Raw genomic sequence first — 22,571 nt, 5'->3', positions numbered from 1 at the left:
TGGATGATTTTTTTATGCCGCATCGAAAGCAGGCGATTATTGATTTTTTACAACGTGAATTTGCCCCAAGTTTAAAAAATTGCACGATTCAAGAAGTTGGACAGCAAACCGCGACCTTAATTTGGCATGTCACTGAACAAGATCTAAGACCTGGTAATACGATTTCTGGCCCAACCATGATGACTTTGGCTGACTTTGCGCTATATGTGGCCATCTTGGGGGAGATCGGGATTGTGGGACTGGCGGTCACGACCAATATGAATATTAATTTTTTAAGAAAGCCAGAAGCCAATAAAGACTTAATAGGCGAGTGTCGATTGCTGAAAGTGGGCAAAAGTATAATTTATGGTGAGGTGTTGGTGTATTCAGCAGGTGTGGATGAGCCTGTTGCACATATAACAGGAAGCTATTCTATTCCACCGAAGCGATTATAAAGGCTCAATTGCATTTGCTGATTCAAATAAAAAGCCGAATTTACATTCGGCTTTTTATGGTTTTTAGACATTTTAGATGTTTAAGAAACCAGTTCTGTATTCACCAATGGACATTCCACTTGGAAATTGGGTGGAGTTAGGACTGTTTTTCGTAATTCTGCTGCTTGTTCAGGATAGTCCAAAGTGAAATGCAGTCCACGTGATTCTTTACGTTCCATTGCACAGCGTACAATCATTTCTGAAACCAACACTAAGTTACGTAATTCAATCAGATTTTTACTGACTTGGTAGTCTTGGTAATACTCGGTAATTTCACGATTGAGCATTTCAATACGATGGAGCGCACGTTGAAGCCGTTTGGTTGTTCTGACAATACCCACGTAGTTCCACATGGTTTGGCGAAGTTCATCCCAATTCTGCAAAATCACCACGTCTTCGTCAGGGTTGGTCACTTGCGAGTCATCCCATTCTGGGACATGAGGCGCCTGATAGGATCCCTGATGCTGTGCTGTGATATGTGCTGATGCACTCATGCCATAAACGAAACATTCCAATAAGGAGTTACTCGCCATACGGTTTGCACCATGTAGACCAGTATAAGAGGTTTCCCCAATGGCATATAGGCCTGGAATATCGGTCTGACTGTTTTCATCAACCACAACGCCGCCACAGGTGTAGTGAGCAGCAGGAACCACAGGAATCATTTCTTTGGTGATATCAATGCCAAGTTCCATTAAGCGTGCATACAATGTAGGAAAATGTTCTTTGACAAATTCTGCAGGTTTATGGGTGATATCAAGCCAAACATGACGTATGCCCAGACGTTTGATTTCATAATCAATAGCGCGCGCTACAATATCGCGTGGTGCTAATTCTGCACGCTCATCAAAGCGCAGCATAAAGCGTTCACCGTCAGGAAGACGTAAATAGGCACCTTCGCCACGCATCGCTTCGGTAATTAAAAAGGAGCGAGCTTGAGGATGGTACAAACAGGTTGGATGGAATTGGTTGAATTCCATATTGGCAACACGACAGCCTGCACGATAAGCCATGGCAATACCATCACCCGTCGCAATGTCGGGATTCGATGTATATAAATAAGCTTTCATTGCACCGCCACAGGCAAGGGCAGTAAATGGTGCTAAAAAGGTATGTACTTTTTCGGTTTTTTCATCTAATGCATAAAGGCCTAGAGCACGGCTTTCAGCTTCAGGATTTAACTTTTTTGCGGTAATTAGATCTATCGCGATATAGTTTTCAAAGATCTGAATATTTGATTTTTCTTGGGCGCGTTCTACCAATGTTGTGGAAATTGCACGTCCAGTTGCATCCGCTGCATGAATTATACGGCGCTGAGAGTGGCCACCTTCTCGGGTCAGATGTAGCTGTTCTTGTTCGTCTAAAGTAAATTGCACCCCTTGATTCAGTAGAAAATCGACAGAGGGCTTACCACCTTCAACGGTTTGTTTTACCGCCGCCATTTCACATAAATGTGCACCTGCAATCATGGTGTCATCGATATGTTGTTCAATGGAATCTGTTTTATCGAGGACGGCTGCCACGCCACCTTGGGCAAAATATGTACTGGCATCCGTCAGCGTCGACTTAGCTAAAACAGCAATATTAAAATGATCTGGTAACGAGAGGGCTAAACTTAAACCTGCACCGCCACTTCCCACAATAATCACATCAAATTGATGTGTCGTGTTTAAATTAGACATGTCCATCAGCTAATTTTAAAAATGTCCGATCATCACAACTGTTTTTGCCTAAAAACGCAATGACTATAAATTAACTAAATAATGAAAAATATTCATGGATCTGTAATATTTAAGGAATGTTTAAGATTGTTTATCCTAAATATTCATCAAACATTTTATTACGAAGCCTAGACTTGCATTGTGATAAAAACTAACGTATTTCAAATGATAAGCACAATTGAGTGAATGCTAACAATGAATAAATCGTATTTACAAAAGGGACTTTATGCAGCTGTGTTTACGGTTGCTAGCGTACAAACGCAGGCAGCAGGTCCTGTTGATTTTTCCAATTTGGTTGAACAGGTCAGCCCAGCTGTCGTAAGCGTGAATGTGGTTAAAAAGCTCAGTCAAGAAGAGCTTTTACAGCAGCAAGTCCCAGAAATATTACGACGCTTTTTTGGTAATCAGGTCGTTATCCCGCAGCAAAAAATGCCGCAAGAAAAGACCGGTTATGGAAGCGCATTCTTTATTAGTAAAGATGGTTATCTATTAACTAATCACCATGTGGTAGAAGATGCATCGAAAGTCACCATCGTATTGAATGACCGCCGTGAAATTGATGCCACCGTTGTGGGTAGTGATGAGCGGACTGATGTGGCTTTGCTAAAGGTGAAAGGTTCAAATTTTCCAGAGCTACGCACAGGTAATGTTGACCGTTTACGTGTAGGTGAGCCAGTGTTGGCTATTGGTTCACCATTTGGTTTTGACTATTCAGCTTCGGCAGGGATTGTCAGTGCGAAAATGCGCAATATGATGGGAGAAACCTCGGTTCCATTTATTCAAACCGATGTGGCATTGAACCCCGGAAACTCAGGCGGCCCTTTATTTAACCAGTCTGGTGAAGTGGTTGGGGTGAACTCTCGTATCTTTAGTGGTACGGGTGGTTATATGGGTTTATCGTTCTCGATTCCTATTGATGTGGCGATGGATGTTGCAGACCAATTAAAGAAAAACGGCAAGGTGACACGTGCTTACTTAGGCGTTATGCTGCAAGATATCGATCGGAATCTTGCTGAATCCTATAACCTTTCAAAACCTGAGGGCTCATTGATTACTCAAGTTGCACCGAATTCACCCGCAGCAAAAGCTGGCTTTAAAGCGGGTGATGTCATTTTGAAATTTAATGGTACACCGATTTCACGTACTGGCGAACTACTGAATTATCTCAATCGTACAGGTCCTAATCAAAGTATTCAGCTTGAAGTATTACGTGATGATAAACGCCAAAACATTTCAGCAACCTTGATCACTGCACCAGATGATACGCCTGCAAAAGCTGAAATTGCACCTGTGAAAAAAGGCCCGGTGATTGGGGTGTCAATTCGTAATTTAACTGCAGATGAATTAAAGCAACTGAGTGTGAAAGGTGGTGTATTAATTCAAGATGTACGAGCTAGTGGTATTGCTGCACAAGCGCGAATTCAGCCGGGTGACGTTGTGACTCAAGTTAATAATAAAGCTGTGAATAATGCAGAAGATTTTGTGAAAGTTATTTCAGAATTGAAAAATGGCAGCATTGCACGTGTTTCTTTGATTCGTCAGGGGCAACGTGCGATTGTGGGCATGCGCATTCAATAATGATTTGCTGAATGAAAACCACTCCAAGCGAGTGGTTTTTTAACTTTAGCGTTTTTGCAATTCACCCTTAGATAAAAATGGGTAGACTGTGGGCCACAATTTAAAATTTGCAGGACGCTATGAGCGATATCTTTGATTTAAAAATTACAGTTCAAGCTGAACATATCGACACATTAAATCATGTGAATAACGTGGTGTACGTCAGTTGGATGCAAGATGTCGCGACAGCACATATTGAAGCTTTGGGTTTAGGCTTAAAAGAATATATTGAATTGAAGCATGCCATGGTCGCTGTTGAGCATCATGTGCAATATCGTAAAGCAGCGCTCGAAGGTGAGGAGATTATTCTGCGAACGTGGCTCAATGATATCAATGCGTTGTATTCATTTCGTCAGTATGTATTTTATCGCCCTAAAGACAAAGCGATATTATTTACAGGCAATACACAGTGGGCATGCATTGAAATTGCTACAGGCCGTCCAAAACGCATGTCGCCAACATTTACCCAAGCTTATCAACCCATCGCAGATAGCATAAATCCGCTGGATTTTAGTGCTTATGATCTTTGAGTTTGATTTTATCGCAAAATTTCAAACCAAGACTAGCCAAGTTCTCCATGTAGGATGAATGACTTGCATAAAAGCAATGCATTATTTTCGATACTTTGAAAAATCCATCTGCTATAATCCTCGGCAATTTCTATTCGGCTTTTGCTATGCATAAAGAATTGCATGCATAGCGCTTTTATTTTTCCAAGGTAGCCCATGGCGCAAGCTAAAAAATCTGTTGATATAAAAAACATTCGTAACTTCTCGATCATTGCGCATATCGACCATGGTAAGTCGACGCTTGCCGACCGATTTATTCAAACTTGTGGTGGCCTGCAAGATCGTGAAATGCAGGCACAGGTTCTAGATTCTATGGAATTAGAACGTGAGCGTGGTATTACGATTAAAGCTACGTCTGTGACTTTGTATTACACTCATCCTAACGGTGAAGAATACCAGCTTAACTTTATTGACACACCTGGGCACGTTGACTTTTCTTATGAAGTTTCACGTTCACTTGCTGCATGTGAAGGCGCATTATTGGTGGTCGATGCTGCACAAGGTGTAGAAGCCCAGTCTGTTGCTAACTGCTATACAGCAATTGAACAAGGCTTAGAAGTCCTACCTGTTTTAAATAAAATCGATTTGCCGCAAGCAGAGCCAGAGCGTGTTATTCAAGAAATTGAAGACATTATTGGTATCGAAGCGACTGAAGCACCTACATGTTCAGCTAAAACCGGTCTAGGCATTGAAGGGGTGCTTGAAACACTAGTCAATGTCATTCCTGCACCCGAAGGCGATCGTAATGCACCATTACAAGCCTTAATTGTTGACTCTTGGTTCGACAACTATTTGGGTGTGGTTTCTTTAGTTCGTATTAAAGAAGGTCGTGTGCGTAAAGGCGATAAAATGTTGATGAAATCAACTGGTCAAACGCACATCATCACCTCAGTAGGTATTTTTAATCCTAAACATACAGAAACTGACATGCTCGAAGCAGGTGAAGTTGGTTTCGTGATCGCGGGTATTAAAGATATTTTTGGTGCTCCAGTTGGTGATACGATTACCTTGGCAACTACACCAGAAGTTGAAAGCTTACCGGGTTTCAAAAAAGTGAAACCACAGGTCTATGCAGGTTTATTCCCAATCGATTCAAGTGAATTTGAACCGTTCCGTGAGGCGCTGCACAAACTGCAAATTAATGACTCAGCATTATTCTTTGAACCAGAAAGTTCAGATGCACTCGGTTTTGGTTTCCGTTGCGGCTTCTTGGGTATGCTGCACATGGAAATCGTACAAGAGCGTTTAGAGCGTGAGTATGATCTTGACCTGATTTCTTCTGCACCAACCGTAATTTATGAAGCGGTGATGAAAAATGGTCAAACCATTTATATCGATAGCCCTTCTAAAATGCCGGATGGTTCAACAGTTGAAGACTTACGTGAGCCAATTGCAGAATGTCATATCTTAGTTCCGCAAGAATACTTGGGTAATGTGATGACTTTATGTGTTGAACGTCGTGGCGTTCAAAAAAATATGAAGTTCATGGCAAACCAAGTCGCCATTACGTTTGAAATTCCAATGGCAGAAGTGGTGATGGATTTCTTTGATAAGTTGAAATCATGTTCACGTGGCTTTGCGTCGCTTGATTATAGCTTTGTCCGTTTTGAGAGTTCATCTCTCGTTAAGGTTGATGTGCTAATTAATGGTGAGAAGGTTGACGCCTTGGCCATGATTTGTCACCGCCAAGATGCTCGTCATCGTGGTATTGCTCTAGTTGAAAAAATGAAAGATTTGATTCCACGTCAAATGTTTGATGTGGCTATTCAAGCAGCAATTGGTGCACAAATCATTGCACGTTCAACTGTAAAAGCGATGCGTAAAAACGTATTGGCAAAATGTTATGGTGGTGACGTGTCGCGTAAGAAGAAACTTCTTGCGAAACAAAAAGAAGGTAAGAAACGTATGAAACAAGTGGGTAGTGTTGAAATCCCACAAGAAGCGTTCCTTGCTGTATTGAAAGTAGAAAGATAATAAATAGAGGTTTATGAGCTCATGGATTTTGACTTTAATTTGATCCTTGTTCCTGCCACAGTCATTTTTTTCTTAATTTGGTTGTTGGATAAGTTTGCCTGGAAGCAACGGCAGACCAAAGGTAAGGGGAATGAAAATGTCGTTATCGCATGGGCTTATGATTTCTGGCCGATTCTAGCGATAGTCTTGGTAATGCGTTCATTCTTATATGAGCCATTTAATATTCCATCAGACTCTATGGTTCCAACTTTAGAGACAGGTGATTTTATTGTGGTGAATAAATATCAGTATGGCGTACGATTACCTATTATTAATAAAAAAATTCTTGATGTCGGTGAACCTGAGCGTGGTGATGTCATTGTATTCCGTTATCCACCACAACCAACCATTAGCTATATTAAACGTGTGGTCGGTTTACCAGGGGATCATATTATTTATGATCATGGTCAACTGAGTGTGAATGGTCAGAAAGTGGCAAAAGTTCCTGTGGAATTTAGCCGTGAAAAAGATCAACTCGACACACCTACATCGATTTATCATAAAGAAACTATGGGTAAGCATACGTTTACCATGCGTGAGCTTGAAGGCGTAAATGTTGCGCGCCAAGCGCCATTTATCAACTATGTTGAAAATGGTAAATATTCAACAGAAAATGGTTTATATTGGGAAGTTAAGGTTCCTGAAGGTCACTATTTTGCGATGGGGGATAATCGCGATCAAAGTGCGGACAGTCGTTTTTGGGGCTTTGTGCCTGAAGAAAACCTCACTGGACGTGCTTTTTACAAGTGGATGCATAAGGAACCTGGTTTAAAACTGCCTTCATTTAGTCGTAATGGCAGTATTGATTAGTCTATAAAAATAGGAATATAAAATGAGACATCAACGGGGAACGTCTTATTTAGCTATAATGTTAGCTGTAGTTGGTTTTGCATTTATGGCGAAGGTTGCAATTGCAGTATGGGGGCCATATTTTGAGGATCGGATGATTAATAGTCAGATCCGTGAGCAACTTGTTAGTGCTCCTAAGAATATTAGTCCGGCTGGATTTGTAAAGGAAATGGATAAACGATTTAATATGAATATGATTGATATTAAATTTTCAGATATTGCACAAGTAAACAATGACAATGGTTTGCGAGTGGAAAAAAATTATGAAATAAGAAAACCTTTCTTATTGAATATTGATATTGTGTTGAAGTTCGAGAAAAGTTTTGATCAAAGCTCAGTCCAAGCTAAATGAAGCTCGTTTAGCAAGTCGTATCGGTTATCAGTTTAAACAACCTGAATTGTTACAACTGGCCTTGACCCACCGATCGGTGAGCCATAAATACAATTATGAACGCCTAGAATATCTGGGCGATTCATTATTGGGTATGATAATTGCCAATTATCTGTACCATGCCTACCCGCATGAAAATGAAGGGCGTCTAACGCGTATGCGTGCGACACTGGTTCGTCAGGAAGCGTTAGGTAAAATTGCCAATGACTTAAAACTTAGTCAAGAATTAATCTTGAGTACAGGTGAGTTGAAATCTGGCGGTCATCATCGCGAGTCTATACTTGCGGATACCGTTGAATCGATCATTGGTGCAATCTATGTCGATTGTCAGGATTTAAAAATTCTGGAACCGATTGTTCTTAAATGGTATGTGCCATATTTAGATCATATTGAACCGACCGATCAACTGAAAGACCCTAAATCACGTTTGCAAGAGTATTTACAAGCACGTAAAAAACCTCTCCCGGTTTACGAGGTTGTAGATATTCAGGGTGATGCTCCGAACCAACATTTTAAAGTTGAATGTACAGTCGAAGGGCTCCCTGTTAAATACGGTGAAGGTTCAAGCCGTCGCTTTGCTGAACAAGCTGTAGCGGCAGAAATCTTAGAAATTTTGGAGAAAAAGTCTTAATGACTACTCATTCCGATCACGTAGATGCTGATCACGAGTCGCAAGGCGACAGTAACGATTTAATTAGTCAGTTTTTTAGTGCGCAAGGCACTGAAATTCCGGCCGATTTTAAAAGTGGTTTTGTAGCGATTGTTGGTCGTCCAAACGTGGGTAAATCAACGTTGATGAACCATATTTTGGGTCAAAAACTTTCAATTACGTCCCGTAAACCACAAACGACTCGTCATAAAATTGTGGGTATTGACTCACGCGAAAAATCTCAAGCGGTATTTGTAGATACCCCGGGGATGCACAAAAAAGAAGTCCGTGCCATCAATAAAATGATGAACCGTGCGGCACATTCTGCACTTCGTGATGTGAACTTAGTTTTGTTTGTGATTGATGCAGACAAATGGACACAGAATGATGATTTAGTGTTAGAAAAGCTAAAAAATGCCGATATGCCAGTGATTCTTGTGATCAATAAAATTGATACACTAGAGAATAAAAACCATGCATTACCATTGATACAAGAGCGTGCAAAATTAATGAATTTTGCAGAAATTGTTCCTGTATCAGCATTACGTGGTGCAAATTTAGATCATTTGCGCAGCACGATTGAGAAATATTTACCATTCCAACCACCACTGTATTCACTTGAGCAATTAACGGATCGTTCAGAGCGCTTCCTTGCCTCTGAAATTATTCGTGAAAAAATCATGCGTCAATTGGGTGAAGAGCTTCCTTATGATTTAACCGTTCAAATTGAGTCGTTTAAAACAGAAGAAGCAACAGTTAATCCAAAAACTGGTCGTCCTAAAGCGGCGTGTACCTATATTGATGCGACGATTTTTGTCGATCGCTCTGGTCAGAAGGCTATTGTGATTGGTGAGAAGGGTGCCAAACTGAAGAAAATCGGTATGGATGCACGTGTAGATATGGAAAAAATGTTCGAGCAAAAAATCATGCTAACACTTTGGGTGAAAGTCAAAGGTGGTTGGTCTGATGATGAGCGTGCATTGAAAAGCTTGGGTTATAGCGACATTTAATTGCTAGACATTTAAAACTTTGAGGGAAGAGTAATGATGAAAGTAATAGCTGTAGTGGCATGTGTTTTGTTTCTACAAGGATGTATTCATAAAATCGTTACTGTTCCTGTCAAAGTGGCTTATAAAACCACAAAAGGCGTGGTCAAAGGGACCGCTGCAGTTGTGGGTGCAGTCATTCCAGATGGGGATGATGAAGAAGACGAAAAGAAAAAGAAAGACAAGGATTAATATTTTAAATCATGCGTAATGAGATACTGCATGGTTATTTAATTCACCATCGTAAATATCGTGAAAAAAGTCATATCGTGCACCTGTTTACGCAGGAGCATGGCCGAGTTGACGGTATTCTCAGGCAAACACCTCCGCCTCAGTATCAACCGATTTGCTTGCAAGCATCCGGCAAGTCTGAGCTTAAAAATTTCAGTAAACTTGAAATTGTAAATCAACCCATTTTCTTTTTTGGGGATGCTTTTTTTTCAGGGTTTTATTTGAATGAAGTCTTATTGAGGCTATGTCCCTTAGAGGTCGAGATGCCAGAGACATTTGCTCAATATGCACATACCTTAGAACAACTCCAATGCATGTCTGCGCACGATAATCCTGACCTGTTTTTGCGACAAATCCTTAGACAGTTTGAGCATGAACTGCTTGAAGAATTGGGTTATGCGCTGGATTATTCAACTGATGCAAATCAACAGCAAATTCAGCTTCATGAAAATTATCAATTTCATTTAAATGAAGGTTTTCAACCTGTCATTAAAGCCTCACGCGCAACATTGTCAGGTCAGCACATTTTAAGTATGTGTGATTATGAAAAAGGTGGGGAATTTAATTCTGAACAGTTACAATTACTGTCTAAGTTGTACCGACAAATGATTACTTCCTTGCTTGGCGATCGTCCATTAAAAAGTCGTCAATTGTGGATACAGAATTCTCAAACTCAACGTCATTAGGAAAGAATTATGGCAGCTTTGCTTGGTGTAAATATTGACCATGTGGCAACACTACGAAATGCACGTGGGACAACTTATCCAGATCCTGTGAATGCCGCAATTATTTGTGAGCAAGCGGGGGCGGAAGGGATTACGCTACATTTACGTGAAGATCGTCGCCATATTAAAGATGATGATGTGCGTCGTATGCGTTCTGTATTAAAAACCCATATGAATCTTGAAATGGCAGTGACCAATGAAATGGTTGAATTTGCCAAAGAGATTCAGCCGCATCATGTATGCTTTGTTCCTGAAAAGCGTGAAGAAGTCACGACTGAAGGCGGTCTAGATGTTGTTGGGCATTTTGAAGATGTAAAAAATGCGACTCAAGCACTCGCAGCGATTGGTTGCGAAGTTTCATTATTTATTGATGCTGACTTTGCTCAAATTGATGCGGCGATTGCCTGTGGCGCGCCAACGATTGAGTTGCATACAGGTGCATATGCAGATGCTGAAACACCAGAAGCGCAGAAGGCAGAGCTGGAGCGTATCATTCAAGGTGCTGAATATGCGGCATCTAAAGGTTTGATTGTGAATGCTGGTCATGGCTTAAATATTGACAATGTCACTCCAATTGCTCGCATTGCGCAAATTCATGAACTAAATATTGGTCACTCGATTATTGCTGATGCAGTGTTTATTGGATTGGCACAGTCTGTAAAACAAATGAAAGCTGCGATTAAAGCCGCACGTTAATTTTTTAAGTAAAGTATATGTCAAATATTGATTATGATGCCCTAATGAAGCCAGTCATTGGCTTCTTGGGGTGTGAAACACCAAAAGCATGGCTAGATGAAGCTTTAAATAATTTGGATATCCTGATGCAGGATCATGCCAATTGTGAAAAGAAAGCTGCAAGTACAGCAATGAATTTGATGTTTCGTTATAGTTTTTTCTCGGATTTACAAATCAAACTGGCACAGCTAGTACGTGAAGAAATGCTTCATTATGAGCAAGTGCTGGAACTGATGGCAAAACGTGGTCAGGAATGGACTGCAATCAGTGCTGGTCGGTATGCAGGTGGTTTACGTAAAGAAGTGCGGACTTATGAGCCAGAAGCGTTAATTGATATTTTGGTGATCGGCGCATTCGTTGAAGCACGTTCATGCGAACGTTTCTATGCGCTTGCACCGCACGTGGATGAAGAGTTGGGTCGTTACTACCGCTATTTGCTAAAGTCTGAATCACGCCATTATGAGGACTATTTAGCATTGGCCATGGATGTGGCGACGACCAATAAGCTAAAGAACCCGAAAGAAGATATTCAGATGCGTATTGAGCATATTCGTGAAGTTGAAAAAAATCTGATTAGCAGCCCAGATGAGTTATTCCGCTTTCATAGTGGTGTGCCAGTCAAAGCAGCTTGATAAAAGAATCCTCCAGAATGGGGGATTTTTTATGCACTTAAAATAAATGATAATAAGAATTATTTACAATTATCTTGGGTGAATCTAAAATGAAACGATCTCTATGAATCAAACAATTTAAGCTCACTTATTCAATATGAAATTACAATTCACTTTACTCTGTATCGCTTTGTGTGCGGTTGGTCAGGCTGAAGCGCATTATCCTTATGTTGCACCTCTAAACTATCAAACATTTAATAATCATAGTGCCATTCTTTCTGGTTTTTATGACAATCCGTTTGTTTCTGAAATAGCCATTAAAAATTTTAATTTCCATGTACATACACCGTCAGGTGAAAAGCTGCATCTAACAGATGCCGATTGGGCAAAAACTCAAACAGTCAGCAGTTATAGTTTAGAAAATAAGCAGGATGGCACGTATCGTATTCGTGGTGAAAAGCAGGGAAGTACAGCGCGTTTTGCTTATGATCAAAAGCAGTGGAAAGCGTTAATCAATGGTGTACGTGATCCTCAAAAAACTGCGAATGCAAATGTCATTTATACAGCCGAGTTGACTAAAAAGTCGCAAATCAAAAGTATTCAAACCCAAGAAATCATTGAAACTTTTGTATCGCGCCGTGTAACGTCTACAAATGTAGTGAATCATTTGCATGATGGTTTTGATGTGCAATTTAGAACCCATCCGAATGCCATTATGCAAAATGAGCCAGTACAACTGAAAGTGCTAGATCAGAAAAAAGCGGTTCCGGGTTTACAGGTTGAAATTTTGCAGCAAACAACGGATTACAGCCGTGAAGGAAAAGTTTATAAAACGCTTAAAACTGATCAAGAAGGAAACTTGAATTTTAGCCTATCAGATCGTGGTCAGTATTTACTGAAAATCGATTATCAACAGCCTTTTGAAATGAAAGGCGATACATTAAAACGATACAAATATACTTTGAGCTTTAATGTAATCTAAGGTGATTAAAAGAGAAAAAGCTCTGCGATTTACGGAGCTTTTTTATGAAAATGATTTAGCTATCTTTAGGTTTAAGATAAAACATCGATAAACCTATCAATAAAATTAAACTGGTTTGAGTGAAAAAGTGTTTATTAAAACCACCATAATATTGCTGCGAATAGCCTGCGATCAGTAAATACCCCGTTAAATAGAGCAGTCGATAATATCGGCTTTCAAAACAATAAAAGACACTTGCAAAACATAAAATCAAGCAACCAATCACCATATAGTGGATATCCCAAATGATGGTGTTGATAGCAAATAAAAGTGCTGAAAGTGCGCCGATAGATAAATTACGAAGGCTTTCAAACCCTTGAAAAATGTGCATCAAAGCTAATATGAAGAGTGGTAATAGAGCAAGTGCATATTTTATTTTCATACTGTTTTGCGTCATGAGCATAAAATTTTGCTGTTTCTCAACAATGGGGCTAGTACTGATGCTTAGCCTAAGCCATTGTAGGGTTAAGTGTTCAGGGATGTTGGCTTTAACTAAAAATTTGAGAGTGGCTTGTGGTGGGATAATATAATTTTCTTGGAATTCATGGCCATAAAAGATCCAAGATTTATTGGTCTCCAATGTGTGATATTGCGTATTTTTTTGAGTTGAGATGTTAAAGAGTTGTCCACTTGCATTTAACCCAGCTTTCATACATGGTGTTTCTTTTTCGTGAACAATACATAACGGCAGTACCGAAATTTCAAGATCTTTTCGAGTTTGTTGCTGACCTGCAAAATCGATATGAACATATAACTGATCAGATTGGTTTTGCAGCGTAATCGGTGTGCTTGACCAATATTGTCCTTCTGTCATCTCGTCCAATACAGATTCAGATATTTCCGGAATAGTATTGTGATTTTGAATCTGCTGAGGTGGAATCAACCATTGTAGGTTGCTGTCAAGAAGGGTGTTCGATTCACTATTATATAAATTGGGTGGTGTTTTGAAGTGTTGTTCAATTTCACTTTCGGGTGTGCAGCTCACCAAATAAATTGCAAATGGACTGATAAAAATTAAAAGAAAAATGAATGCAGTGAGGTAGTGTTTTAAGGCAGTTTTATTTGATTCAGCATCAACTTGAATGAACATTTTTTTTATTTTAATGACAATGACTTATAGATTATATGTAAATCAAAGGCATTAAAAAAGCCCATTTAAATAAATGGGCTTTAGAATTTGGCTCTCCAACCTGGGCTCGAACCAGGGACCTGCGGATTAACAGTCCGTCGCTCTACCGACTGAGCTATTGGAGAATCTGAATGCGATTATAAGCAGATTTTGAAGAGGGTCAAGCTAAAAATACCAATATGAGGAGAAATGCGTGATAGACGTTTTTTATTTGAACAAAAAGAAGGATTTTTTAGAAAAAATGAATCTTAGGCTTGCAAAGAAAAAATTCAATTGATAGTCTGAATGCAACAACAGAGCGTTTAAACATATGTTTAAACAGTGTGGATTTAAACCCAACTTGCCAGCACTAAAATGGCTAAACAGGAGAAAGCGAATGAATACGCTGACTATTTCTCAGATTTTTTCAAACTTTTCTTTTTATCAAGAAAACTATCTTTCCATTATCAGTAACCAAGAGCAATATCAAACACCTGTCGAAGGGGCGTACGTTGACGTTTGGCCTTTGGGTCAACGTGACTTAGCATTGGGTGATTTATTACAACTGTGGTTTAGTGAAAAATGGTTGATCAACGCGCCATGTCATTTACGTTTTGAACATCAAGATGATGGTCGTCGTATGCCTTTGCAACGCAAGCAAGATTTGTATTTATACCAATTGGCAGGTAATGCGTTATCAGGCTCAAATCGTTCTAAAGTATGGTCTATTTCAGAACAACGGGAACTTCGTGTTGAGTTAGATAGTGCTTTAAAATATTATTGCTTTCAAAAGGGCAGTAATCGCATTGATCTAAGTGAAGGCCAATTAATTCGTGCCTTACATTCAGCAATTTAAGTTTGAATCATCATCTGCTCGCATTGAATTGCGAGCAGAAAAATAAAATATTAAGGACGTATAATCATGCAGGTTGCAGTTGCATGTGCATAAAGTTTGCCATTGTCATCAATAATTTTCCCTTCAGAAATCCCTAAATTTTTACTGATATTAATGACTTTTCCTATAGCCGTAAGTTCAACATTCTTTGGGATCGGACGACACATTTTAATATTTAAGTCGATGGTGCCATAACCCACACCAGCCTCTAATAACGTGTGAATGGCACAACCTGTCACCGAGTCGAGTACCGTAGCAGCAAAGCCACCATGCACACCGCCAAGTGGATTTAAGTGTCGTGCATCTGCTTTAGCCTTAAAGCTAATACTGCCCTCAGATACTTCATAAGGCTGCATAGGAATAGTTTCGCTAATACTTGCTGGTGGAATTTTCCCTGCACACATGGCTTGTAGAAGTTGTAGTCCAGTCATTTCTTTTGGGTTCATTATTGTGGCCTATTTTATGAGTTCTAAAAAGGAATCTGAGCTTAACATAGCTAATTGTTGAAATTATTGTCAAGTTGATTATTTGAAGCTTTCATTGAGTAATCTTGCTTTGGCATTTACGTGGGTTATATAAAGAATAGCAGTGAGTAGAGGGGATAAAGGGAGGTAGGCATGATGTGAAAAATAACGCGAAATGCATCTAAAAAAATAAGTAATAAATCTATTGTATATACTTGGTTTTTAACAGATGATGGGTAAAACATAAAAGATATCAGCTGATTATAAGTCGAATTGAGACTTATATTTAGAATAAAAAATACAGTGAAAAGTCATGAAAACGTTTTTAAATTTGTGGATGCCCATTTTTTTGAGTAATACCATTTTAATGCTTGGTGGTTTATTCGATACGATTTTTTTATCTCATTTTTCAGCACAACATGTCACTGCAATGGCTGTTTGTTTGGGTATCTACAGTTTAGTTTTTGTCTCGGGTATGGGTATTTTGCAAGGCATGATGCAGGAACTGGCGGAAGCAAATGGCCGCAAAGCGTATCTGGAATTACAGCTGATTATTAAGCAAAGTATCATTATTGTGCTCTGTCTTTCATGTGGTGCGGCTTGGCTTTTTACTCATGCAGAACCATTGCTTAATGTCTTAAGAGCTGATGAAGAAATAAGAGCATTAATTCAACCATGTTTGGTTTTGATGGCTTTAACCATTCCCGGGCATTTTTTATTACGAATTCTTTTTATTTACACGCAAACCTGTGGGCAGGCAAAGCGCGTGTTTTATGCAAACACGCTGTATTTAATAATAAAAGTAACTTTGGCATATGGCTTTATATTTGGAATTTCGGTTTTTAATATTCCTGCTTATGGTGTGAAAGGCGCTTTTCTAGAGCATCTTCTTGCGCAATGGCTGTTGCTTGTTCTCTATTATTTCTTTTTCTTAGAAAAGAAATTAAGTATTCACTGGTTAGGTGAGTTCTTTAATTTAAAAATTTTATGTAATATTTTAAGCATTGGATTACCAACTGCTGTGGTTGTTTTTATTGATGTATTTACCATAAGCGCAATTGCGTTACTGGCATTACCACTGGGTAGTGTCATTGTAAATGCGTATCAAATCGCTATGGGGTTTTGCGGCTTATTGTTTATGTTGCCGCTTTCACTTGGCGCAACCTTTAGTATTTTGGTATCGACTAAAATTGGAGAGGGGTGTGTTCAGGAGGCGTGGCATTTAACCGGTATAGCGATGAAGGTGGCATTCGTGGTCGCATTATCCGCCTCAATCGTTGTGGCAGTATTTCATCCCTATATATTGCCCTTGTTCAGTAATGACAAAGATGTACTCAACGTGGTTTTCTCATTGGTGTTTTTATTGTGTTGGATGCATATCTTTGATGCGATGTTAGTAGTTTCGGTCAATATGTTGAGATGTTGGAAAGTTATTGTATTTCCGATGCTGGTTTATAGCAGCATGATTTTAGTTTTCGGGCTTGGTGGCGGCTGGTATTTGGCATTCCATCCAGTGACATGGTTGGGGCGCACGTACGTTGCATTCAATATTCAAGGATTTTGGATCATGCTTTGTTTTGCTTATACGCTGGCGGCAATTATTTGCTTTACCTGTCTTAAATGGAAACATAGTAAATATTTAAAAATGGCTCAGATATAAAAAACCCGCGAATATCGCGGGTTTTTTTGATTTGATCTTTAGATCAAATTATTTTTCAGCGGCAATTGAAGCAATCGCAGCGTCTACGCCTTCGATTGAGTCAGCAGCTTTCTTGATACGTGCAAGCGCATCTACAAGAACTTCGTCTGCAGTTGCATAAGAAATACGCATGTAACCACCTAGACCGAACGCATCACCAGGAACTACGGCAACACCAGTTTCTTCCAATAACCATGCAGAGAATTCTGTGCAAGATTTTAAACCTTTTGCACGAATCAATGGACGGATGTTTGCGTATGCATAGAATGCACCATCAGCAGGAAGGCAAGTGATACCGTTGATGTCGTTCAAGCCTTTCACAACTAGGTCGTGACGGCGTTTGAATGCTTCAATCATTGGCTCAAGAACGTCTTGAGGACCATTCAATGCAGCTTCAGCAGCAACTTGTGAAATAGAAGTTGGATTTGAAGTTGATTGAGATTGGATTTTTTTCATCGCACCAATAAGTTTAGCAGGGCCCGCTGCGTAGCCAATACGCCAGCCAGTCATTGCATAAGCTTTAGATACACCGTTAAGAACGATTACGCGATCGTAAAGGTCTGGTGCAACTGTTGCGATGTTGTAGAATTCGTCGTCCCAACGGATTGGTTCGTACATATCATCAGAAGCAACTAAAACTTCAGGGTATTTACGTAGAACGTCAGCTAAAGCAAGTAATTCTTCTTTAGTGTAGATCATACCTGTTGGGTTAGAAGGGCTGTTTAGAACCACTAAACGAGTTTTGTCAGTGATTGCAGCTTCTAATTGAGCAGGCGTAATTTTGAAACGTTGGTCTTCACCACATTTCACGATTACAGGAGTACCTTCAGCAATGATCACCATGTCTGGGTAGCTTACCCAGTAAGGAGCAGGGATAATTACTTCGTCACCTTTGTTTAACAAAGCAAGTGCCAAGTTAAAGAAAGATTGTTTACCACCACAAGAAACCAAGATTTGGTTTGCAGCGTAATCAAGGTTATTGTCGCGTTTTAATTTAGCAATAATTGCTTTTTTAAGACCTGGAGTACCGTCAACAGCTGTATATTTAGTGAAGCCATTGTTGATAGCAGCAATTGCAGCATCTTTGATGTGTTGTGGGGTATCGAAATCCGGTTCACCTGCGCCTAAACCAATTACGTTTTTACCAGCAGCTTTCAATTCAGCAGCTTTGTTAGTAACAGCAAGTGTAGGGGACGGTTTGATGCTATTTACACGATCAGACAGACGTACGTCCACGGCAGTATTCCTTCTTATAGGGATTAAAAAATAAAAAGCACACTATCTTAGCTTAAATGCACAGTAATGGGGAGTGGCAAAATCAACAATGTGCAAAAAAGTGTGATATTCTATCCTAACCATATAATTGAGAAAATTTACATTGAGTTACTTAAATTTTTAATCAAATTTTATGGCAAATTCTTAAAGTCACGGACAAAAATAGGGCATAAAAAAGGCCACAATATCTGTGACCATTTTTAATAAAATTTTGTGCTTCAAATACTTTGCTTATTGAACAAAACGCGATAGATCTTCTTCGGGGCGAGCAGTTAGCACTTCTACACCATTTTTTGTTACAAGTAGCGTGTGTTCGTACTGTGCAGACAAGCTATGATCTTTAGTAACGACAGTCCATTTATCACCAAGAAGTTTGGTTTTCCAGTCGCCACCGTTCACCATTGGTTCGATGGTAAAGGTCATGCCTTCTTCTAAGATCATGCCTGTATTGGGTTGACCGTAGTGTAAAACTTGTGGTTCGTCATGGAAAACAGTACCAATACCATGACCACAATATTCACGTACAACGCCAAAACGTTCTGATTCAACATATTGTTGAATGGCATTACCAATATCACCCATGGTTGCGCCTGGTTTTACCACCGCCATACCACGGTACATGGCTTCTTGAGCAACTTTACATAAACGGTTCGCTAAAATAGATGTTTCACCGCCTACGATATACATCATGTTGGTATCACCGTGGTAACCATCTTTAATCACAGTGACATCGATGTTTAAGATGTCACCTTTTTTTAACTTTTTGCTTTCAGATGGAATACCGTGACACACCACATGGTTCACTGAAGTACAGATCACGTGCTGGAACGCTGGACGACCCGGCGCAGCACCATAACCTAAACAAGCAGGAATAGCTTCTTGTTTGTTGACAATATAGTCATGACAAATCGTATCAAGTTCTAGGGTAGTCACACCTGGAACAATATGCGGTTTGATCATATCCAAAACTTCTGCCGCCAGTCGACCCGCGACGCGCATTTTTTCAATTTCGTCAGGCGTTTTAATTAATCGACGTGGAGCTTCGTAAGTACTGTTCATGATCTCTAAAAACTTTTGGAAATTTGTATGTGACTATGGTATAAATAGCCGCCCATTTTATCAAATGCTTTTTCGTGAATATCTTTCATGAGCTTTGTGCGATGGGGCAATAAAATCCGCACATATATCGACACATTTCTCTGGGTGCCTTTTTAGGTGGAGAATGCGGGTATATGGAGGCCTAACCCAAACTTTAAGGTAAAGAAAATGGCAGATTACAACGTAAGCATGCGCGACCTTCTTCAAGCAGGCGCACACTTCGGTCACCAAACACGTTTTTGGAATCCAAAAATGCGCGAATACATCTTCGGCGCGCGCAACAAAATTCACATCATCAACCTTGAGCACACTGTTCCTGCGTTAAATGATGCTTTGAACTTTGCTAACAACTTGGCTAGCAAAAAGAACAAAGTTTTGTTCGTTGGTACAAAACGTGCAGCTTCTGCAATCATCCGTGAACAAGCTCAACGTGCAGGTCAACCATATGTTGATCACCGCTGGTTGGGTGGTATGTTGACTAACTGGAAAACTCTTCGCCAGTCAATCAACCGTCTAAAAGACCTTCAAACTCAATCTACTGACGGTACTTTCGCTAAACTTACTAAACGTGAAGCTTTAGAACGTACTCGTGAGATGGAAAAACTTGAACGCGCTCTTGGCGGCGTTAAAAACATGGGTGGTTTACCTGACGCATTATTCGTAATCGATGTTGATCACGAAGCAATTGCAATTAAAGAAGCTAAAAACCTTGGTATTCCTGTTATCGGTATCGTTGATACAAACTCTAACCCAGACAACGTAGACTACGTTATCCCTGGTAACGACGATGCGATCCGTGCAGTTACTCTTTACGCTTCTGCTATGGCTGATGCGATTCTTGCTGGTAAAGAATATGCTCAATCACAAGCAAATGCACAAGCTAAAGGCGAAGAAGCTCCTGCTTCTGAGGCTTAATGCGTTTGACGTAAGCTTGTCATTTTTGCGACACGTGATGGTGGCAAAGTAAGCGTCATGTATGCAGACGGCCCAAGAGACAGCTCTGGGCCGTTTCTGTTCTAAAAAGAATTCATTTTCTACCGTATTTAGGAGATTAACATGACTGCAGTTACAGCAAGCATGGTTAAAGAATTGCGCGATCGTACTGGTCTTGCAATGATGGAATGTAAAAAAGCATTAACAGAAGCGGGCGGTGACATCGAATTAGCGATCGACAACCTTCGTAAATCTGGTCAAGCTAAAGCTGCTAAAAAAGCGGGTAACATTGCTGCTGACGGCGCGATCACTATCGCTCAAGAAGGTAATAAAGCAATCCTTTTAGAAGTTAACTGTCAAACTGACTTCGTTGCTAAAGACGAAAACTTTGCTGGTTTCTCTGCTAAAGTTGCTGCTGCTGCGCTTGCTGCTGGTGTAACTGACGTTGCTCAAATTGCTGAATTGAAACTTGAAGATGGTGCTACTGTTGAAGAAGCTCGTATCGCGCTTGTTCAAAAAATCGGTGAAAACATCCAAGTACGTCGTGCTCAAATCGTTGAAGGCGACAACCTTGCAGTTTACAAACACGGTTTAAAAATCGGTGTTGTAGTTGCATACGCTGGTGATGCTGAAACTGGTAAAGGTTTGGCTATGCACATCGCTGCATTCAACCCAGTTGCTGTAAACGAAGCTGGCGTTTCTGCTGAACTTATCGCTAAAGAAAAAGAAATTGCTGAAGCGAAAGCAATTGAATCTGGTAAACCAGCAAACATCGTTGAAAAAATGGTAACTGGTTCAGTTCAGAAATACTTGAACGAAGTTGTTCTTGAGAACCAAATGTACGTTATCGACAACGATAAGAAAGTTGCAGAAGTTCTTAAAGCAACTGGTACTACTGTTGCTAACTTCGTACGTTTCGAAGTTGGTGAAGGTATTGAGAAAAAAGCTGAACTTTCTTTCGCTGAAGAAGTTGCTGCTGCTCAAGCTGCTGCAAAATAATCTCTGATTATTTGTAGAAAAAAGCCCTCGTTTTAGAGGGCTTTTTTTATGGCTGTAGCTTTACTGATTTCAAAGCTATTCTGACTTTAAATTGTGTGCATTGTTGTTCACAGATCCTATTTTTATCCATATTAATGACTATAATGAGTTGAAAATTTAGATTTAAACTATCTTATGGCAAACAAAATAAACTTAACCATCGGCGGAATTATTGTTGCGCTTGCAGCAGCTTATTTCGGAATTGATTTACAACAACAAAAAACTGCACAAGTTCAGACGACAGCTGAACAAAACTCACAGCCACAAATAGAACCAGTACAACCCGCAGATGCTCAACAAAAAGGGCAGAGTGCTGAAGATATTATTGCGCATGCATTTAAAAATAAACTCAGTAATGTTCAGGTTGAGGGTGCAGGTCAAGTCAAAGCGGTACTTCGAGATGATAATGAAGGTAGTCGCCATCAAAAGTTCATTTTGACCTTAAATAATGGTCAAACGCTTTTGGTCGCGCATAATATCGATCTAGCCCCACGAATTGACGACTTACAAAAAGGCGATACAGTTCAATTTTACGGTGAATACGAATATTCAGATAAGGGTGGTGTGATGCATTGGACACATCACGATCCGAATGGACGTCATCAAGATGGTTGGTTAAAGCATCAAGGTAAAACCTATCAATAAAAATCACGTAGTCATTTTAACTTTAGTCATTTAAATGATCATGATTCAGATGAAGCTATAAACATAAAATTGGATTAATCATATTGAGTAAAAGCCAGTGTTTAAACACTGGCTTTTTGGTCGTATAAATAGAAAAAATGATTGGAAATACCAGAGATAAATACACCTATAAACAATAGGGTTTTAAGCATCGAATATGAAGAAAACCGATGTGGAATAAGTGAAAAAGAGATCTATGAAATTAATCGTGCTCTAAATGCTCTTTATTTGCGATTTATAGCGTGTTTTCCAATTACCAAGTACTTTTCCTGCAAATGTATCTAAACACCAAATAGGGCCAATGAGGAGGAATTGGAGATCTTTGAAAAAAGAGGGCTTTTTACCTTCAATTTTATGGCCATAAAATTGACCAATCCATGCGAATATAAAGAGCGCGATATAAAAGCCATATCCAACTGGTAACACCCAAATTAGCCATGCCATGATTAATGTTAACGCGGCCATTGCAACAGCAAGGACAATGTCTAAACGTGCGTAAAAGATAAATGCTAAAGCAAGTAAGACAGCAGTAAGTAGCGCGCTAAAATGCGCCAATATGCCAACGATTGAAAAATAAATCGTGGGTACGCAAATCCAGTGAATCATTTTATTGGTTTTATTTTGATGACTTTCGCTGTATTCATCAAACCATTCGTTGATTGTTTTCATGATAGTCCTTAATCATGGGGAAGGACTCCAATATAAACAAGAATGGAGGAAGGGTCA

24 protein-coding genes and 1 tRNA gene are annotated in these 22,571 nt (G+C 39.7%); 18 read left to right on the top strand and 7 right to left on the bottom strand.

All coding sequences use genetic code 11. The features are described 5' to 3' along the window. The first annotated feature begins 14 nt into the window (after positions 1 to 14). Complete coding sequence (locus FTU16_RS06645; RefSeq protein ID WP_180007634.1) at positions 15 to 434, top strand: PaaI family thioesterase; 420 nt, start codon at positions 15 to 17, stop codon at positions 432 to 434. A gap of 80 nt (positions 435 to 514) precedes the next feature. On the opposite strand, the gene nadB is transcribed toward FTU16_RS06645, so the two are convergent. Next, a complete protein-coding gene (gene nadB, locus FTU16_RS06640; protein ID WP_180007635.1) occupies positions 515 to 2,161 on the bottom strand; it encodes an L-aspartate oxidase in 1,647 nt (548 codons plus the stop codon). A gap of 228 nt (positions 2,162 to 2,389) precedes the next feature. Between nadB and FTU16_RS06635 the strand changes: the two genes are divergently transcribed. From FTU16_RS06635 to FTU16_RS06580, 12 genes are all read left to right on the top strand, one after another. Beyond that, the gene (locus tag FTU16_RS06635) at positions 2,390 to 3,772 is read left to right on the top strand and encodes a Do family serine endopeptidase (protein ID WP_168378034.1); all 1,383 of its coding nucleotides are present in this window, start codon (positions 2,390 to 2,392) and stop codon (positions 3,770 to 3,772) included. Positions 3,773 to 3,891: 119 nt separating this feature from the next. Continuing rightward, positions 3,892 to 4,341 (top strand): thioesterase family protein, encoded by a 450-nt coding sequence (locus FTU16_RS06630; protein WP_180101969.1) that lies wholly within the window; start codon positions 3,892 to 3,894, stop codon positions 4,339 to 4,341. Positions 4,342 to 4,536: 195 nt separating this feature from the next. After that, positions 4,537 to 6,354, top strand: coding sequence for a translation elongation factor 4 (gene lepA, locus FTU16_RS06625; RefSeq protein WP_180162946.1), 1,818 nt, complete (start codon positions 4,537 to 4,539; stop codon positions 6,352 to 6,354). A 21-nt stretch (positions 6,355 to 6,375) separates the two neighbouring features. Next, positions 6,376 to 7,203, top strand: coding sequence for a signal peptidase I (gene lepB, locus FTU16_RS06620; protein WP_180162945.1), 828 nt, complete (start codon positions 6,376 to 6,378; stop codon positions 7,201 to 7,203). 22 nt (positions 7,204 to 7,225) lie between these two features. Beyond that, positions 7,226 to 7,594 carry a DUF4845 domain-containing protein gene (locus FTU16_RS06615; RefSeq protein WP_078190327.1) on the top strand — a complete coding sequence of 123 codons (369 nt, stop codon included), beginning with the start codon at positions 7,226 to 7,228 and terminating at the stop codon, positions 7,592 to 7,594. Continuing rightward, positions 7,566 to 8,264, top strand: a complete 699-nt coding sequence (rnc, locus tag FTU16_RS06610) for a ribonuclease III (protein WP_111883979.1) — start codon at positions 7,566 to 7,568, stop codon at positions 8,262 to 8,264. Before FTU16_RS06615 ends, rnc begins: the two co-directional genes overlap by 29 nt. After that, the gene (gene era / locus FTU16_RS06605) at positions 8,264 to 9,292 is read left to right on the top strand and encodes a GTPase Era (protein ID WP_067765139.1); all 1,029 of its coding nucleotides are present in this window, start codon (positions 8,264 to 8,266) and stop codon (positions 9,290 to 9,292) included. Before rnc ends, era begins: the two co-directional genes overlap by 1 nt. A gap of 33 nt (positions 9,293 to 9,325) precedes the next feature. Beyond that, positions 9,326 to 9,520: an NF038104 family lipoprotein gene (locus FTU16_RS06600; protein ID WP_180162944.1), complete on the top strand. Its 195-nt coding sequence runs from the start codon at positions 9,326 to 9,328 to the stop codon at positions 9,518 to 9,520. Positions 9,521 to 9,528: 8 nt separating this feature from the next. Continuing rightward, on the top strand, positions 9,529 to 10,245 hold the full coding sequence (gene recO / locus FTU16_RS06595; protein WP_180162991.1) for a DNA repair protein RecO: 717 nt from the start codon (positions 9,529 to 9,531) through the stop codon (positions 10,243 to 10,245). A gap of 9 nt (positions 10,246 to 10,254) precedes the next feature. After that, positions 10,255 to 10,980, top strand: a complete 726-nt coding sequence (gene pdxJ, locus FTU16_RS06590; protein ID WP_180003244.1) for a pyridoxine 5'-phosphate synthase — start codon at positions 10,255 to 10,257, stop codon at positions 10,978 to 10,980. Between the two features lie 17 nt (positions 10,981 to 10,997). Continuing rightward, positions 10,998 to 11,651, top strand: coding sequence for a tRNA-(ms[2]io[6]A)-hydroxylase (locus FTU16_RS06585; RefSeq protein WP_078190322.1), 654 nt, complete (start codon positions 10,998 to 11,000; stop codon positions 11,649 to 11,651). 136 nt (positions 11,652 to 11,787) lie between these two features. After that, entirely contained in the window at positions 11,788 to 12,612 is an 825-nt protein-coding gene (locus tag FTU16_RS06580) for a DUF4198 domain-containing protein (RefSeq protein ID WP_180162943.1), read from the top strand. Positions 12,613 to 12,667: 55 nt separating this feature from the next. Here FTU16_RS06580 and FTU16_RS06575 read toward each other — a convergent pair whose 3' ends face one another. Next, positions 12,668 to 13,741: a hypothetical protein gene (locus tag FTU16_RS06575; RefSeq protein WP_180162942.1), complete on the bottom strand. Its 1,074-nt coding sequence runs from the start codon at positions 13,739 to 13,741 to the stop codon at positions 12,668 to 12,670. 88 nt (positions 13,742 to 13,829) lie between these two features. After that, positions 13,830 to 13,905 (bottom strand) — tRNA-Asn (locus tag FTU16_RS06570). Positions 13,906 to 14,156: 251 nt separating this feature from the next. Between FTU16_RS06570 and FTU16_RS06565 the strand changes: the two genes are divergently transcribed. Continuing rightward, on the top strand, positions 14,157 to 14,615 hold the full coding sequence (locus FTU16_RS06565; RefSeq protein WP_180162941.1) for a hypothetical protein: 459 nt from the start codon (positions 14,157 to 14,159) through the stop codon (positions 14,613 to 14,615). 50 nt (positions 14,616 to 14,665) lie between these two features. Here FTU16_RS06565 and FTU16_RS06560 read toward each other — a convergent pair whose 3' ends face one another. Beyond that, entirely contained in the window at positions 14,666 to 15,103 is a 438-nt protein-coding gene (locus FTU16_RS06560) for a PaaI family thioesterase (RefSeq protein ID WP_180084181.1), read from the bottom strand. Positions 15,104 to 15,431: 328 nt separating this feature from the next. On the opposite strand from FTU16_RS06560, the gene FTU16_RS06555 reads away from it, so the two are divergent. After that, complete coding sequence (locus FTU16_RS06555; RefSeq protein WP_180162940.1) at positions 15,432 to 16,778, top strand: MATE family efflux transporter; 1,347 nt, start codon at positions 15,432 to 15,434, stop codon at positions 16,776 to 16,778. 48 nt (positions 16,779 to 16,826) lie between these two features. Here FTU16_RS06555 and FTU16_RS06550 read toward each other — a convergent pair whose 3' ends face one another. Beyond that, positions 16,827 to 18,053, bottom strand: coding sequence for a pyridoxal phosphate-dependent aminotransferase (locus FTU16_RS06550; protein ID WP_111883988.1), 1,227 nt, complete (start codon positions 18,051 to 18,053; stop codon positions 16,827 to 16,829). A 270-nt stretch (positions 18,054 to 18,323) separates the two neighbouring features. Next, complete coding sequence (gene map / locus FTU16_RS06545) at positions 18,324 to 19,151, bottom strand: type I methionyl aminopeptidase (RefSeq protein WP_168378021.1); 828 nt, start codon at positions 19,149 to 19,151, stop codon at positions 18,324 to 18,326. Between the two features lie 207 nt (positions 19,152 to 19,358). On the opposite strand from map, the gene rpsB reads away from it, so the two are divergent. The 3 genes from rpsB to FTU16_RS06530 all read left to right on the top strand — a co-directional run bounded on the left by rpsB (position 19,359) and on the right by FTU16_RS06530 (position 21,806). Then, positions 19,359 to 20,105, top strand: coding sequence for a 30S ribosomal protein S2 (rpsB, locus tag FTU16_RS06540; protein WP_078190314.1), 747 nt, complete (start codon positions 19,359 to 19,361; stop codon positions 20,103 to 20,105). Positions 20,106 to 20,246: 141 nt separating this feature from the next. Beyond that, positions 20,247 to 21,122, top strand: a complete 876-nt coding sequence (gene tsf / locus FTU16_RS06535; protein WP_180066391.1) for a translation elongation factor Ts — start codon at positions 20,247 to 20,249, stop codon at positions 21,120 to 21,122. 174 nt (positions 21,123 to 21,296) lie between these two features. Further along, positions 21,297 to 21,806: a DUF3465 domain-containing protein gene (locus FTU16_RS06530; protein ID WP_180162939.1), complete on the top strand. Its 510-nt coding sequence runs from the start codon at positions 21,297 to 21,299 to the stop codon at positions 21,804 to 21,806. Between the two features lie 252 nt (positions 21,807 to 22,058). Here FTU16_RS06530 and FTU16_RS06525 read toward each other — a convergent pair whose 3' ends face one another. Continuing rightward, positions 22,059 to 22,514 (bottom strand): DUF962 domain-containing protein, encoded by a 456-nt coding sequence (locus FTU16_RS06525; protein WP_180023366.1) that lies wholly within the window; start codon positions 22,512 to 22,514, stop codon positions 22,059 to 22,061. Between the last annotated feature and the right edge of the window lie 57 nt (positions 22,515 to 22,571).

The organism is Acinetobacter sp. YH12069 (assembly GCF_013419675.1).
GTDB lineage: Bacteria > Pseudomonadota > Gammaproteobacteria > Pseudomonadales > Moraxellaceae > Acinetobacter > Acinetobacter amyesii.
This window is presented reverse-complemented; position numbering and strand designations above follow the sequence as displayed.